The organism is Acinetobacter ihumii, from assembly GCF_900625095.1.
In the GTDB taxonomy this organism is placed as follows: Bacteria; Pseudomonadota; Gammaproteobacteria; order Pseudomonadales; family Moraxellaceae; genus Acinetobacter; species Acinetobacter ihumii.
The window spans coordinates 866,728-882,027 of record NZ_LR130760.1 but is presented as its reverse complement, the minus strand read 5'-3'; the positions used below and the strand labels follow the sequence as shown (position 1 = coordinate 882,027).

The following is a 15,300-nucleotide window of genomic DNA, read 5'->3' as shown; positions in this document are numbered from 1 at the left end:
CTAAAGCTTAAGTATGAGAGTTATTGCGTGAAGATGGATCGTCAGGCTCAGTTTCGAGCGAGAGAAGTACAAATATTTCAGGTTGCTCAAGATCTGCTACTGGAAAATGGTGAAGCTGGAATGACGCTTGATGCGTTGGCGGCTGAGCTGGATCTGGCAAAAGGTACACTGTATAAGCATTTTCAAAGTAAAGATGAACTCTATATTCTGCTGATAATCCAGAATGAAAAAATGCTGCTGGAAATGATTCAGGATACGCAAAAGACCTTTCAGGAACATCTGGCTTTTTTTATGTTGCATCATTTACATCATCCTGAACGCACGGTCATGTTTCATCAGATTGAAGAGCGACTATCCACTACAGGACAGGGGATACAACAGTTTTTTCAGGAATTGTACCAGATTAGAAAAAAGCGTCTGCGCATTATTATTGGTATGACAGATACCTATCTTGAATCCATCAATAGTCAAATGACGACCCGCGATTATTTGGCTGGAATATGGTCCTTGACTCATGGTGGCGCCGCTATTTTAAACTCAAGTTTTTATCAGCGTTATCTCGGGTCGCGTGATACTTTGCGCATTGCCTATATTGATCAGGCTTTAGCTATGCCTCATCTTCTTCAAGAACAGTATGCCTAAGCATTGCTTGTGGTCTTATGTTCGTAGTGGAAGCCAAGCTTCTCAGTCTTGTTGTGAAAGGGTGCTTGTTAGATCGAGAGATGCTCGATTAAAACCTCATTATTCAAAACATAGTTTCTCGTCTTGCGTAGCGGCAAATGAGAAATACATTTCGCAAGACGTAGTAAAGCGAAGTGGTTTTGCTTATCGCACCTCAAACAAAGTTTTCGGTCTTGCGGTGCGACCGAGTTGCACTCGGTTTAATCTCTGCCACTCAAAGCATAGCTTTTCGTCTTGCGCAGCGGCAAAACGTTGTTTTGCTGATCGCTGCTCAGGATTTACGTTAATTGAGCTGATGGTGGTCATTGTGATCATCGCGATTTTAGCATCACTGATTCTGTTAAATATTGATGGTGTTGATCAACGTAAAGCAATGCAAGCGCGTGAGTTTTTAATATTAGATTTAAAAAAAATAAATAAAGAGGCAACTGATCAGTCTCGTATTTTGGCATTAGCAACGCGCAGTGCAACAGATGTTACGCCATTTACTTACCAAGTTTTGCAGTATCAGCAGCAAAGCAATCAGCGTATTATTCAGGAAGATAAAAAGTGGCAGCCTTATGCAGAATTTCCGGTTCGCACTTTACCTGAGCATGTGATGTTTAATGTCGAAGCAAAGGATTGGAACGAGCAAACGGGCACAAATCAGGATTTAATCAGCCAACAAGCACCTAAACTAATCTGGCTTGGAAATGGAGAGGCAAAGCCAGTAACAATTCAGTTTTATTTTGAACAACAGCCTGTCGGCGAACCAATTGAAGTTGATCATTTGGGTAATATTAATGAAAACGAATAAGCCCAGCATAGATGAATCAGGCATTGCTCGATTTAAACTTTGCGACACGAAAAAAAGTTTCTCGTCTTGCGCAGCGGCAAATGAGAAATACATTTCGCAAGACGTAGCAAAGCGAAGTGGTTTTTTTAGTCGCTGTACTCGAAGTAGGAGTTCTCGCCTTGCGGCAGGATCGAGCGTTGCTCGATTAAAACCTGCCTCAGGATTTACCTTGCTTGAAGTGATGGTGGCTTTGGCGATTTTTGCAACAGCGGCTATTGCGCTGACTAAAGTCGCGATGCAATACACTCAGTCTACGGCGAATGCCATGCTAAGAACCAAAGCACAATTCGTCGCGATGAACGAAGCTGCTCAGATGGAAATTAATAAACAATGGCTTACTGGAACAGAATCCAAACAAGTGACTTCGCAAGGCGAAACATGGCAAATTGATAAGCGTTCTGAATCAACCATTAGCCCTAAAGTACAGCGTATTGAAATACAAGTCAGTTTATTTAATACAGAACAAGGCAAAGTGGGATCTGGGGTTGGTAACGTTGTATTTTTTAATTATATCAACCAAGTTAAGACACAATGAAAAATAATCAAAAAGTGCCGTTATCTACTTGTAGCTCAGATCAAAGTTTTGGTGTCGCGGTGCGACCGAGTTGCAATCGAATTAAACCTTATCACTCGAAGTATAGTTTCTCGTCTTGCGCTCGTGCAAAGCTTCGCTTTGCTTACACTCGCTCAGGATTTACCTTGGTTGAGCTTTTGGTGGCAATTGCAATTTTTGCGGTTTTGTCTGCATTGGGTTGGAAAGTTTTCGATTATTTAGTTAAAACGAGAGATCGTAATAGTCAGCATGAACAACGGTTGTTTATTTTACAGGACGCTTACCAGCAGATTTTAAGGGATAGTTTGCAGATCATTCCACTGACTGCCAATATGAATGGACAAATAAGACCTGCACTTTCTCTCAATAATAATGTGCTCCAGTTTAGTAAAGCCGGAGTCACTGATCCACTTCAACAGGGTTTATCGCCCTACGAGCGAGTAGAATATCGCTATGATGCGGTACAGAAATTAGTGTATCGTTTGAAATATCCAGATTTAAATCTACCCAATCATGTTCAACCACAATCCAGTATTTTATTAAAAAATGTTGAGCAGTTTCAAATCAGTCTACTTAATCCGCAGCCTCTAACACAATGGCCAGATGCCAGTGTTGATTTAAGTCAGTCGGCAAATCTAAAGCAATTGCCTCAAGGTTTAAAAATCAATGTCACGATTGATGGTACTGAATATGAATGGATTTATAGTTTGCTCGATACCAAAGCGGTCGTTTCGAATTTACAGCAACATACAGCTCAAACAGGTGAAGATAACAATAATTCCTCAAATACAGATTCAGGGCAAAATTCCAGCAATAGTGGTGTAGGGGAAAATTAATCGCATGATCAGAAATAAGCGAAAAACTCAGCAAGGAATTGCGCTGATTACAATTCTGGTCATGGTGGCATTGGCGACCATACTGGCCGCAAGCATCGCCAGACATCAAAGTAATACGGCTGAAAATACAGCCTACTTGATTCGTCAAAATCAATCATTGTTATATGCGAAAAGTGCAGAAGCCTTTTTTTCAGAACTATTGGTACAAGATGCACAGGGTAGTGCACAAGTCGATCATATGGGTGAGACATGGGCAAAACCGATGCCCGCATTTCCTGTTGAGGATGGTTATGTATCAGGTTATTTGCAAGATGAGTCTGGAAAATTCAATCTTAATAATTTGGTTCAAGCAGATGGAAAACCTAATGAAAACGTTCAAAGATGGTTTGAAAAATTACTGGTTCGAGTGGGTCTGCCAGCCGAACTCAGTCAGGCAGTCATTGACTGGCAAGATCCAGATGATCAACCAACCGGGGCGATGGGCGCGGAAAGCTCGTATTATCAAGGTTTACAACGACCTTATCTGGCTCCAAATACCAAGTTTCACAGTATTGAAGAGTTGAAAATGGTACGTGGTTTTGAAGGCAAAAATTATGACTTAATTAAACCGTATATCAGTGCTTTGCCATCAAGTGATTTGACTAAAATAAACCTGAATACAGCGCCAGCATTGGTTTTAGCAAGTATGGATGAGAAGCTGGATGCGAATGCAATAGATCAGGAGATACAAGCAAAATTCGCCAAGATGGAATATTTTCAAAGTGTCAATGATCTTTGGTCTTTAGAGGCTTTTAAAAATATTGATCCGCAAAATAAACAAAGTGTAACCTCATTATTGGATGTTAAATCCAGTTATTTTCAGGCACGAATTGAAGTGATGCTCAGTGAGCGTAAACGTCAGTTTACCAGTTTGTTAATGCGTAAAGATCAACAGGTCTTTGTTTATTCAAGAAGTTTGGCGCCATTTTAAAATAGATTGGACAGATCATAAGTGCGCTAAAATTCAGCATTTTCTTTAAGTTTTGATACCTTTTTCCTATTGCTATTAACGTTAAAATAAATGTAAAGAGTTAACTTTTTCCTTTATAATTAAAACTTGTTGATCATCATTTTTAATTTGGCGCATGTTAATCCGAAAGTTATTTAAGTTTGAAAATGCTCATATCGTCAGAAACTGTACCTCCGATCGTTGCAAACGCTCGATTCATGGGCATAGTTATAAAGTCGAGCTCATCCTTAAAGCCTCCAAACTTGATCATGGGCAAATGGTGTATGACTTCGGTTTGCTAAAAGGCGTAATCAAAGAATTATTTGATAGTTTCGATCATGCAATTTGTTTTTGGCAAGATGACCAACCTGAATATATTCAAGCCTGTAAAACTTTTAGTGCGCGCTGGGTGGCTTTACCCGTTTCACCTTCGGCAGAACAATTTTCACGTATCTTTTTTTATTTGGCGCAGCAGGTTTTAAAGTCGACAGAAACTCAAAATGGTGAGGGCGATGTTGAGGTTTATTCTGTGATCGTGCATGAAACCGATACAGGCTACGCACAAAGTTTCTTGGAAGATATCGAAAATAAACAAATGGGTCAGCTTGACTTGGACAGTATCGTGTTTTCTGAACAGGTACAATCAGAATGGACTGATCCTACAATGTATGAAAAATTAAAGCATGGTAGTAAATTCCAAAATCCAAAAGTGGAATTGCAGGTTAGCCTTTAAATTATAAAAAAGAATTAGGTCATCAATTGTTTTCAGGATGGAAAAATGCAATTAACTGAGCAGCAACAGGATCAACTGGCGAAGGTTCAGTTAGAACAAAGCTGGAAATATTCACTGGCAGATTTTTTGCTCAGCCCACTGATGGATACCTTGCGTGATTTTCTGGTTCAGGAAAAACAGGCACAAAAAGTAGTCTATCCACCGAGTAAGCAGATTTTTAATGCGCTAAATACGACGCCTTTAGATCAGGTAAAAGTCGTTATTTTGGGGCAAGATCCTTATCATGGGCCCAATCAGGCCAATGGATTAAGTTTTTCTGTACAGCGCGGGATGGTTTTACCACCATCTTTACGCAATATTTTTCATGAGTTAAACACTGATTTGGGTGTGCCGATGTCACCTCATGGTGATTTAACCAAATGGGCAGATCAGGGCGTATTGCTTCTAAACAGTGTCTTAACCGTAGAGGCAGGGCAGCCAACATCGCATCAAAAACGCGGTTGGGAAGAGTTTACTGATCATGTTATTGATGTGCTTAATGAACAGCGTGAACACATCGTTTTCATTTTATGGGGTGCTTATGCGCAGCGTAAAGGACAAAGGATAGACCGAGAAAAACATCTGGTGTTGACCGCAGCACATCCATCGCCTCTTGCTGCAAACCGGGGTGGTTTTTTTGGTTGTAAGGTTTTTTCCAAAACAAATAATTATTTGAAACAAAATGGCATTGAGCCTATAGACTGGCAGTTGGACGCATGACAAATTCTCCCGATGTAAACCGTTATCACCCCGATCTTATTGTTGAAGAAGCAAAAAATGGCTGGCGCATTGTTCGGTTAAACCGTCCTAAATCGTTACATGCTTTAGATGAGTCGATTGCGACAGCATTGTTGCGTGTATTTGAAGATTTTCACCAAGATGACCAGGTAAAAGCGATTTGGCTAGATTCTACGACCCCGAAAGCATTTTGTGCAGGGGGTGATGTTCGTAAGCTTCGCCAACTGGTTATCAATAACGAAGTTGAAACGGCCAATGAGTTTTTTGAACAGGAATATGCGCTAGATTTACTGCTGCATAACTATGCAAAACCTGTGATTGTCTGGGGTGAAGGTTACGTCATGGGGGGCGGTCTAGGGTTATTTATGGCTGCACCATTTCGTTTGGTGACTCCTTATTCGCGTTTAGCCATGCCTGAAATCAATATTGGTCTTTATCCTGATGTGGGAGCGAGTCGCTTCTTGGCTGATCGTGGACCTATCGGTTTATTTACTGGTTTAACTGGCTCTATTATGACGGCAGCTGGTGCTTATAGCATTGGTTGGGCAACTCATATTTGCGATGCACAACGCGATAATGTGTTAAAGAAAGTAATTGATATCGACTGGAATCATTATCCAGCAGGTGATTTTAGAGCGATTGATGACACCCTGAATAGCTTGCATCGACCTGTTGCTGCTGGTCCTTTACAGAACTCCCTAGATGTTATTCATAGTGTTTGTCGTGGGATAAGTTTTGAGCAGGATTATCAAGCGATTATTGGTCTTAATGATGCGCGTAGTGACTGGTTGCGCCAAGCCAGTGAAAATCTGCAAAAAGGCTCTCCAAGTACCGCAGCCATTACATGGTTGTTATGGCAATGGGGCAAACAGGTCCATGCTTGGGATGAAGTCTTTAAGCTAGAAGCCCAGATTTCTGACTGGAAAATACGCCATCCTGATTTTGTCGAAGGGGTTCGTGCACGTTTAGTCGACAAAGACTTATCGCCTGCATGGGTCAACACGCAAGACTTAACGTTGAAAGGTATTTTGGGCAATCATCCGCCTGTGACCAACATCGAAAGCTGGAATCAATTACTTAAACATTATGCTGTAATCAGTTAAGCCATGTCTGAACAGAATTACCCTGATGAGTATTGGATGCAGTTTGCTTATGAACAGGCTGCATTTGCGGCATCGAAAGGGGAAATTCCTGTTGGTGCTGTTATTGTGAGCCAGAATAAAATTATTGGCTCTGGTTATAATGCGCCTATTGGCTTGAACGATCCTACGGCACATGCTGAAATTCGTGCAATTCGTATGGCGTGTGAGTCGGTTCAAAATTATCGCTTACCAGTCGATGCAACGCTGTATGTGACTTTAGAGCCGTGCACAATGTGTGTAGGTGCATTGGTACATTCACGTATCTATCGAGTGGTTTTTGCCACTCAAGAACCTAAAGCTGGATCCTTGATTAGTGCGCGTCAGTTACTGGATTCAGGTTATTACAATCACAAATTTATTATCGATCATGGCTGTATGCAGCAGCAATGCTCGGCACAACTAAGCCAATTTTTTAAACAACGTCGTGAACAGAAAAGATCAGAACGTGAATTATTTCAAAGTTTAAACGCAGTTGAGCCACAGAGCCTTAAAAAAAATAATAGTTAAAATATGATCATCTGATATCTGAATTTTTATGCAAGCAGTTCTTGATTCTAGTGGATAGATTAGATAATGTGCTTTGACAATATAAATTGTCAAATAAGCCAGAGGGATAATATGAATTCGATCACCATAAAAAAAGAATTTAACGTGCCAATTGATGAAGTATTTAATTTACTTGCCAAGCATGCCACTTACAATAAAGCGTTCGCCCCTTTACAGGTTGTAAGAGTGAAGGACTCTGCCGATCCTACCCGCCCTGATGGTTTGGGTTCGGTTCGTCGAATGGGATATGGTCCAGTTAAACCGTTAAAAGAAGAAATTACATTACTCGAAGAAAATAAACGAATCGAATATAAGCTGATTGATAATCCATTGATCAAACATCATCTGGGTCGAATTGATTTTCAAGAAATTTCCGCAGATAAAACCTTGGTGACTTATACGATTGAATTGACAGCAAGAATACCTTTCATTAGCAAATTAATTCTTGCACAACTTAAAGCAGCGATTACACTAGGCTTTTCAAAATTAGCAAAATCGATGACTTAGTGGGATTTAAATGACAGTTCATATTATTACAATCGATGGGCCAAGTGGTTCAGGCAAGGGGACTCTTGCAGCAAAGATGGCAAAACATTATGGTTACCATCTTTTAGATTCTGGCGCTTTATATCGATTGCTTGGGCTGTCATTACATCAAAAAGAGTTATTAGATGCGCTCGATACACGTTTGGATGAATGTGTAGAAATTGCCACTCATTTAGATATTAAATTTGAAACAAAAGATGAAACAACAGCCATTATTTTAGATGGTGTAGATGTTACTCAGACCATTCGGACCGAACGTGTAGGCGAGTTTGCATCTAAAGTCGCGACTATACCTGAACTACGCAAAGCTTTATTTGATCGGCAACGTGCCTTTATTCAGTCGCCGGGACTGGTGGCCGATGGACGAGATATGGCAACGGCTATTTTCCCTGAAGCGCAAGCAAAAATCTATTTGACCGCATCTGCTGAATCCCGTGCAGAGCGTCGGGTAAAACAGTTGCAGGCAATGGGGCTAGATGTTAAAATGAGCGACATTTTAGCCAATATACAGGCGCGAGATAAACGTGACATGGAGCGAGCAGTTGCTCCATTGCGACCAGCTCAGGATGCTTATCAGATTGACAGTTCTGATTTGTCAATCGATGAAGTCTTTGAGCTTATGACTCGTTACGTAAATAGCCGTATTGAAGCTTAATCAATTTTTAAAACCAGTTAAAGCATAGCTTGATCAGTTTATACGGACTATGTAGAGACTTAACTAAACCGGCCTTGTCTGATCCAAGACCGCTGACTTTATCAGGTATATCATGACCGAATCTTTTGCAGCCCTCTTTGAAGAAAGTGAATTAAACCTCAACGTTGAAAAGGGTGCAGTCATCCAAGGTGTTGTTGTTAGCATCGATAGTGACTGGGTAACTGTTGACACTGGCCTTAAATCTGAAGGCGTTGTTGACCGTGCTGAATTTTTAAATGAACAACGTGAACTTGAAGTTCAAGTTGGCGATACTGTTGACGTTGTTGTAGAAGCACTTGACAACGGTATGGGTCAAACTGTTTTATCACGTGAAAAAGCAAAACGTGCTGAAACATGGACTAAACTTGAAAAAATCTTTGAAGATGGCGAAATCGTTACCGGTGTTATCTCTGGTAAAGTTAAAGGCGGTTTCACTGTTGACATCGGTCCAGTTCGTGCTTTCCTTCCAGGTTCACTTGTAGACACTCGTCCTATTCGTGACACCACTCATCTTGAAGGTAAAGAGTTAGAGTTTAAAGTCATCAAGCTTGATGCAAAACGTAATAACGTTGTTGTATCTCGTCGTGCGGTAATGGAAGCAGAATCTTCTGCTGACCGTGAAGCACTTCTTGCACAGCTTGAAGAAGGTCAAACAGTTACTGGTACAATCAAGAACCTTACTGATTATGGTGCGTTCGTTGATCTTGGCGGTATCGATGGTCTTCTACATATTACAGATATGGCTTGGAAACGTATCAAGCACCCATCTGAAGTGGTTGAAGTCGGTCAAGAAGTGACTGTTAAAGTCCTTAAATTTGATCGTGAGCGTAACCGTGTTTCTCTAGGTCTTAAACAACTTGGTGAAGATCCATGGTTAGCGATTATGAACCGTTACCCTAAAGGTTCTATCGTTAAAGCACGTGTAACTAACTTAACTGACTACGGCTGTTTCGCAGAAATCGCTGAAGGCGTTGAAGGTCTTGTTCACGTTTCTGAAATGGATCATACCAACAAAAACATCCACCCATCTAAAGTTGTTCAGATTGGTGACGAAGTTGATGTTATGGTTCTTGAAGTTGACGAAGAACGTCGTCGTATTTCTCTTGGTATCAAACAAACTCGTGCTAACCCATGGGAAGAGTTTGCTAAAGCACATGAGAAAGGCGAAAAAGTTTCTGGTACGATCAAGTCAATCACTGACTTCGGTATCTTCATTGGTTTGCCAGGCGGGATCGACGGTCTAGTTCACTTGTCTGATATCTCTTGGAACGAACAAGGTGAAGATGCAATCCGTCGTTACAAGAAAGGTGACACTGTTGAAGCAGTTATCCTGTCTGTAGACGCTGAAGGCAACCGTATCAGCCTTGGTATCAAGCAATTGAACAGCGATCCATTCAATGACTTCTTGGCAGCGAATGAACGTGGTGCATTGGTTAAAGGTACTGTAACTGCTGTTGACGCTAAAGGCGCGACAGTTAAGTTGGCTGACGAAGTTGAAGCAACTTTGAAAGCATCTGAAATCAATCGTGATCGTGTTGAAGATGCAACTAAGTTCCTTGAAGTTGGTCAAGAAGTTGAAGCGAAAATCATCAACGTTGATCGTAAATCTCGCTCTATCAACTTGTCTATCAAAGCGAAAGACGAAGCTGAAGAGAAAGAAGCAGTTGCGAATCTTCGTACAGCAGCTCCAGCTGGTGCTCAAGACAATGGTCCTAAGACAATTGGTGACTTGATCAAAGCACAAATGAAGTAAGATCGGAAAAAAGACTACTTTTAGTGTAACTAATTAGTATTTTTTATACGATTACTGTAAACGGTAGCGTAGTATTAGTGTACTGCGCTACCGTTTTGTATTTAAACAGGTTATTATAAAAGTCATTGAAAACGAGCAAGAAATAAAGAGGTCATCAATGACGACTGAAGCACTTAATAAATCTGACTTAATTGAGCGTATTGCTTTAAAAAATCCTCACTTGGCAGAACCCTTGGTCGAAGAAGCTGTAAGAATTATGATCGATCAAATGATTGAAGCATTATCTACAGATAATCGAATTGAAATTCGTGGATTTGGTAGTTTTGCCTTGCATCATCGTGATCCGCGAGTTGGACGTAATCCTAAGACTGGACGATCTGTAGAGGTTGCAGCGAAGGCAGTTCCACATTTTAAACCTGGTAAAGCACTTCGCGATGCGGTAAACGAAGTTGTTGCAAAATAAAAATTAAGAAAAATGAGGTTGCCATGCGTATTATTCTTATCGCATTACTCGTTGTTTTGTTTGGTTATTCGCTTGCATTGGTTTTGCAAAATAGTACAGAACTTTCGGTAGATCTGTTATTTACTCAAATCCCTGCAATGCGTTTAGGTTTATTGCTTTTAATTACATTAGCTTTAGGTATCGTGATTGGACTTCTCTTGGGAGTGCTGGTATTTAAAGTCATTCAAAAGGGTTGGGAAATTAAGCGTTTACGCAAAGATATTGAACACTTGCGTAAGGAACAAATTCAAATGGCGCAAGTGGCAGCGGCTCAAGTGGCTGCAAGTGCGAAGCATGAAAAGACAGTATTAGATGTTAATACTAACACTGAGAATAAAAGCCCATTATAATATGGGCTTTATTTTTACTGGAAGAAAAGTCTCTTGAGTATCATTGTTGCCTTGGATGCTAAAAGCCAAAATGACGCGCTCGCAATAGTGGATCAACTTGATCCATCACTTTGTCGTGTAAAAGTGGGCAAAGAGCTTTTTACTCACGATGGACCTCAAACTGTACGAATCTTGCAGGATCGTGGTTTTGAATTGTTTTTAGATCTTAAATTTCACGATATCCCAAATACTACTGCGCAAGCAGTTTGTGCCGCAGCGGATTTAGGTGTATGGATGGTCAATGTTCACGCTTCAGGTGGACGTAAAATGATGGAAACCTGTGTAGAACGTCTAAAAGCTGGAAACTATCAAACACAACTCATCGCTGTAACCGTGCTAACTTCGATGGAACGTGAGGATTTACGTGATATTGGATTGGACATTGAGCCTTTTGAGCAAGTGAAACGTTTGGCACAGCTCACCAAAGACAGTGGTTTAGATGGTGTAGTGTGTTCTGCGCAAGAAGCGAAAATGTTGCGTGAGCTGATTGGTTCAGAATTTTCTTTAGTGACGCCGGGTATTCGTCCTGAAGGTTCAAGCGCGGATGATCAGAAACGGATTGTCACGCCTAAGCAAGCGATGCTCGATGGTGCAACGCATTTGGTGATTGGTCGTCCCATTACCAAAGCAGAAAATCCAAATGAAATGTTAAAAAGTATTTTGGCATCATTGACTTAAATCATTAAGAAAAAACTGATGAGTAAAGGTGCAAGCAAGCTTAATATAATACCGCTCATCATGGCATGTGGCACATAATGTGTGCCACATGATTGCTTTACCATTGCTAAAGTTACATCCATGGACGTGGCGCCCGCACTGGATATAGCGGAGCGTGGAAAACGCCAGCCGAGACAGTACATTAAAAGAATCGCAAAAATTTCTCTAAATAGATCAGTTAATAAGGCAATTCCACCGAGTTCTGTTGAATGTAATTTAGTAAATAAGATTCCTGACATGGAATACCAGCCATAACCTTGAGAAAGTGCAATCACTTCATTTAAGGTATAACCCTGTAATACGACATAGCAAATCAAGGCGGCCAAGAGTGAACCAATGATAGCGGCAACAGGTACGACTAAAATCTTCCAGCTTAGCCATGAGCGGTCAAAAGGAGTAAATGCGAGTTCGATTCCAATAAAACAAATAAAGATTAACAGCAAGTACCAACTGTTAAAGCGAACAGCGACATCCAAACCATGAACTATAAAACCTATTGCACTACCTAAACCAAGTGCAAGAAAGGCATAACTAATATTTTTAAGTGCATTCATAAATAAATGTAGTGAGATTTTACCTTGAATGCTGTCTTTATCTAAATATTTATAAGCAATCAGACAGACAAAAAAGGATGACACAGATGTTGAGAAGGCAATTAAAACTGCGGTAGGCAAAATCCGTTCAGGGTGTTCAAGATGCGTTAATGCCTGTGTAAATTCAAATGCAACACTGATTAATAGAAGGTATGAAAAGTAGGGCAGTGTTTTAAATACGAATTGTTTTAACCTAAGATTTAATCGAGGTGCAATAAAATAGCCTGAGCCGATCGCAACAAAAATTTGAAATATAAGAATAAAAGATTGCATAAAAATAAGTAGATTGCGCGCAACCCACTTATTATGATTAGAAAAAATTATGCAGCAACTGATTTTTTACCTTTTGATCTATTTTCACCAAGAAAAACATAATCAGATGCATCGACTTTACGTGTCTCTAACCAATATTTCCATGTATAGGTTGGCCATAAAGAAAAGTTTTTACCATCGGCAGTTTGATACCAACTGACACATCCACCTGACTGCCAAACGGTGCCTTTGAGTTGTTTTTGAATCTTGTTATTAAATTGATCCTGAATGTCTGCCTTGACCTCGGTTGCAAGCGTTTTAGTTTTATCAACTAATTCAATCAATTGAAGAATATAATTCACTTGTGATTCGATCATAAAAATAATCGAATTGTGTCCAAGTGCTGTATTGGGACCGACCAATTGAAATAAGTTTGGAAAGCCTTTGGTGCTAATACCATAATAACTTTCAGGCACATTCTTCCAGACTTGCTTGAGTTCCTGTTTATTTACACCAATACAGTCAAAATGTTTCATATAAATACGTGGGTCAGTAATAAATCCGGTCCCATAGATTAAACAGTCAATTTTTCTTTTTTTGCCATCTTTCGTGACAATACTATTTTCAGTTAAATGCTGAATATGATCCGTGACTAACTCAACATTTTTACGATTAAAGGTTGGAAAATATTTATTCGAAATCAGAATACGTTTACAGCCCATGACATAATCTGGGATCAGTTTTTGCGCAATTTTTTTATCTTTGACCTGAAAACGGATAAATGCTTCGGCAAGCTTTTGTCCAATTTTCATAATTTGAGGTTGTACGATCGGCACCACGCGCGACTCATTACTCCAGTATAAACGGGCACGATGCAACTGACGGTAAACATTGGATTGCTTAAACAGAAATTTACTCAAATCTGAATATTTACGTTCATCACGCGGAATGACCCATGCAGCGGTGCGTTGAAATACATAGAGCTGCTTTACGTGTTTGGCAATTTCAGGAATATATTGAATGGCACTGCCGCCTGTTCCAATTGAAGCGACGGTTTTGTCAGTTAGATCGTATTGATGATCCCATTCTGATGAATGAAAGACTTTACCCTTAAAATTTTCAATACCCTGAATATGTGGAATTTGTGGAACGTGCAAAGGTCCAGACGCAAAAATGACAAATTGTGCTTCAAGTGGAGCATGATCTTTAAATGAAAGTGTCCAGAGAAAACGTTGTTCATCATACTCTGCGCGTGTAACTTCATGTTCAAACTTGCAATATTGTCTCAGTTGAAATTGTTCTGTGACTTGCTGAATGTATGAATATATTTCGCTTGCTTCTGCATAACGCTTCGACCAGTCCGTTTTTGGCGCAAATGAAAGAGAATACATATGCGATTGTACATCGCAAGCCGCTCCCGGATATTGATTCTCACGCCATGTACCACCGACATCCTGTGCTTTTTCCAAAATTACAAAATCTTGAATATTCTTTTGTAACAGGCGGATCGCCATTGCAAGCCCACCAAAACCAGCACCAATAATTGCAACTTTTGTTTTTTGAATCGTATTTACGGTTGAAACTTGCATGACATTTATCCCGCGATTAAATCATGCTCATAAGCTTAATGAATTTGAAAATAAAACAACATGATTACGACGACAGAAAAATTGATAGATTCGGCAATTAATTTTATAGAGGGTTTATAGTACAACATCTGAGTCATTACAAAACAGGTTGGATGATGAAGCGATCTATCCTTGGACTCATGTACTTAATACAAGGAATGCGTAATTCTGGCATTGATGTCGATACACGGCTTGCCAATATTGGTATCAAGGTAGATGCACTCAATCCACACTCTATCATCCATGATAGTCTGGAATGGGATATTCAACAGATTATCAGTCAGGATGTGCCTTCTGAGCATGGGCTCTATATTGGACAACATTACGCGCTTGCTGGTTATGGTCCTTTGTTGATGTTATTGGTCACTGCGGATACGATTCGTCATGCCATTGATAAAGGGATTCAATACCAAAGTCTTACTCATTTATTTGGTCAGTTGAGCCTGATTGAAGGGCATCATAGTGCATCATTAATCTATTCTCCCGTTGATTTAAATACAGAAATGGGATTATTGAGAGCACAATGTGAAATATCTGGAACCTATAAATTTATTTTAGATATTTATAGAATGATGGGACTGGATGCGCCTGAAATTCGAGTGGATTTGCCATTCCCGCAACCGCAAAATTTAAATATGCTAGCGCAGTATCGACATTATTATGGCAATAATTTGCATTTTAATGCAGATCACGCCGTTTTTAGTTTGAATGAAACGGTTTTAGATGTAAAAATCCCATCTGTGGATATTATTACGCATCGCGTATATGAAGCAAAATGTCTGGATGAAATCAAACGTTTAAATGATGAACAAGCGCAGCAAGCTGATCTGGTACAACGGGTGCATAATTATCTTGAACTACAGCAGGGCGTCATCCCTACAATGGCGGAAACTGCAATTGCATTACATATTCCTGAACGGACATTAAGACATCAATTGCAACAACTGAATACGAGTTATAAACAAATTCGTGAGCAGTTAATCAAAAATAAGGCCTTAAAGCTTATGGAATACAAGGAATATTCAATCGAAATGATTGCAGAATTACTGGGTTATTCCGAGCCTGCTGCATTTAATCATGCATTTAAGCGCTGGTTTGGACAGAGTCCAAGACAGTATGGAAAATAGCGTCAATG

18 protein-coding genes are annotated in these 15,300 nt (G+C 40.0%); 16 read left to right on the top strand and 2 right to left on the bottom strand.

Annotation, left to right across the window (positions count from 1 at the left end; translation table 11 throughout):
- Positions 1-33 precede the first annotated feature (33 nt).
- The 15 genes from E0D95_RS04130 to pyrF all read left to right on the top strand — a co-directional run bounded on the left by E0D95_RS04130 (position 34) and on the right by pyrF (position 11,653).
- Positions 34-642: a TetR/AcrR family transcriptional regulator gene (locus tag E0D95_RS04130; protein WP_130804832.1), complete on the top strand. Its 609-nt coding sequence runs from the start codon at positions 34-36 to the stop codon at positions 640-642.
- A gap of 334 nt (positions 643-976) precedes the next feature.
- Positions 977-1,477, top strand: a complete 501-nt coding sequence (locus E0D95_RS15810; protein WP_250645229.1) for a type II secretion system protein — start codon at positions 977-979, stop codon at positions 1,475-1,477.
- On the top strand, positions 1,464-2,051 hold the full coding sequence (gene gspI, locus E0D95_RS04120; RefSeq protein ID WP_130802692.1) for a type II secretion system minor pseudopilin GspI: 588 nt from the start codon (positions 1,464-1,466) through the stop codon (positions 2,049-2,051). The genes E0D95_RS15810 and gspI overlap by 14 nt, the downstream gene beginning before the upstream one ends.
- Entirely contained in the window at positions 2,048-2,905 is an 858-nt protein-coding gene (locus E0D95_RS04115; protein WP_130802691.1) for a GspJ family type II secretion system protein, read from the top strand. Before gspI ends, E0D95_RS04115 begins: the two co-directional genes overlap by 4 nt.
- 4 nt (positions 2,906-2,909) lie before the next feature.
- Positions 2,910-3,875, top strand: coding sequence for a type II secretion system minor pseudopilin GspK (gene gspK / locus E0D95_RS04110; RefSeq protein ID WP_130802690.1), 966 nt, complete (start codon positions 2,910-2,912; stop codon positions 3,873-3,875).
- A 154-nt stretch (positions 3,876-4,029) separates the two neighbouring features.
- Positions 4,030-4,626, top strand: coding sequence for a 6-pyruvoyl trahydropterin synthase family protein (locus E0D95_RS04105; protein WP_130802689.1), 597 nt, complete (start codon positions 4,030-4,032; stop codon positions 4,624-4,626).
- 45 nt (positions 4,627-4,671) lie between these two features.
- Positions 4,672-5,385, top strand: a complete 714-nt coding sequence (gene ung, locus E0D95_RS04100; protein ID WP_130802688.1) for a uracil-DNA glycosylase — start codon at positions 4,672-4,674, stop codon at positions 5,383-5,385.
- Entirely contained in the window at positions 5,382-6,506 is a 1,125-nt protein-coding gene (locus E0D95_RS04095; protein WP_130802687.1) for an enoyl-CoA hydratase/isomerase family protein, read from the top strand. The genes ung and E0D95_RS04095 overlap by 4 nt, the downstream gene beginning before the upstream one ends.
- A 3-nt stretch (positions 6,507-6,509) precedes the next feature.
- Complete coding sequence (gene tadA, locus E0D95_RS04090; protein ID WP_130802686.1) at positions 6,510-7,052, top strand: tRNA adenosine(34) deaminase TadA; 543 nt, start codon at positions 6,510-6,512, stop codon at positions 7,050-7,052.
- Positions 7,053-7,163: 111 nt separating this feature from the next.
- Entirely contained in the window at positions 7,164-7,598 is a 435-nt protein-coding gene (locus E0D95_RS04085; RefSeq protein ID WP_130802685.1) for an SRPBCC family protein, read from the top strand.
- 10 nt (positions 7,599-7,608) lie between these two features.
- Complete coding sequence (gene cmk, locus E0D95_RS04080; protein ID WP_130802684.1) at positions 7,609-8,292, top strand: (d)CMP kinase; 684 nt, start codon at positions 7,609-7,611, stop codon at positions 8,290-8,292.
- A gap of 112 nt (positions 8,293-8,404) precedes the next feature.
- A complete protein-coding gene (gene rpsA, locus E0D95_RS04075) occupies positions 8,405-10,084 on the top strand; it encodes a 30S ribosomal protein S1 (protein WP_130802683.1) in 1,680 nt (559 codons plus the stop codon).
- Between the two features lie 157 nt (positions 10,085-10,241).
- A complete protein-coding gene (locus tag E0D95_RS04070; protein WP_130802682.1) occupies positions 10,242-10,547 on the top strand; it encodes an integration host factor subunit beta in 306 nt (101 codons plus the stop codon).
- Between the two features lie 23 nt (positions 10,548-10,570).
- A complete protein-coding gene (locus tag E0D95_RS04065) occupies positions 10,571-10,936 on the top strand; it encodes a lipopolysaccharide assembly protein LapA domain-containing protein (protein WP_130802681.1) in 366 nt (121 codons plus the stop codon).
- Positions 10,937-10,969: 33 nt separating this feature from the next.
- Positions 10,970-11,653: an orotidine-5'-phosphate decarboxylase gene (gene pyrF / locus E0D95_RS04060; protein ID WP_130802680.1), complete on the top strand. Its 684-nt coding sequence runs from the start codon at positions 10,970-10,972 to the stop codon at positions 11,651-11,653.
- Here the strand turns inward: pyrF and E0D95_RS04055 are convergent.
- Both E0D95_RS04055 and E0D95_RS04050 read right to left on the bottom strand, forming a co-directional pair.
- Entirely contained in the window at positions 11,650-12,558 is a 909-nt protein-coding gene (locus tag E0D95_RS04055; protein WP_130802679.1) for a LysO family transporter, read from the bottom strand. The two genes, pyrF and E0D95_RS04055, sit on opposite strands and share 4 nt — an antisense overlap.
- Positions 12,559-12,605: 47 nt before the next feature.
- A complete protein-coding gene (locus E0D95_RS04050; RefSeq protein ID WP_130802678.1) occupies positions 12,606-14,126 on the bottom strand; it encodes a flavin-containing monooxygenase in 1,521 nt (506 codons plus the stop codon).
- A 155-nt stretch (positions 14,127-14,281) separates the two neighbouring features.
- On the opposite strand from E0D95_RS04050, the gene E0D95_RS04045 reads away from it, so the two are divergent.
- A complete protein-coding gene (locus E0D95_RS04045; RefSeq protein WP_130802677.1) occupies positions 14,282-15,292 on the top strand; it encodes a helix-turn-helix transcriptional regulator in 1,011 nt (336 codons plus the stop codon).
- The last annotated feature ends 8 nt before the right edge of the window (positions 15,293-15,300 follow it).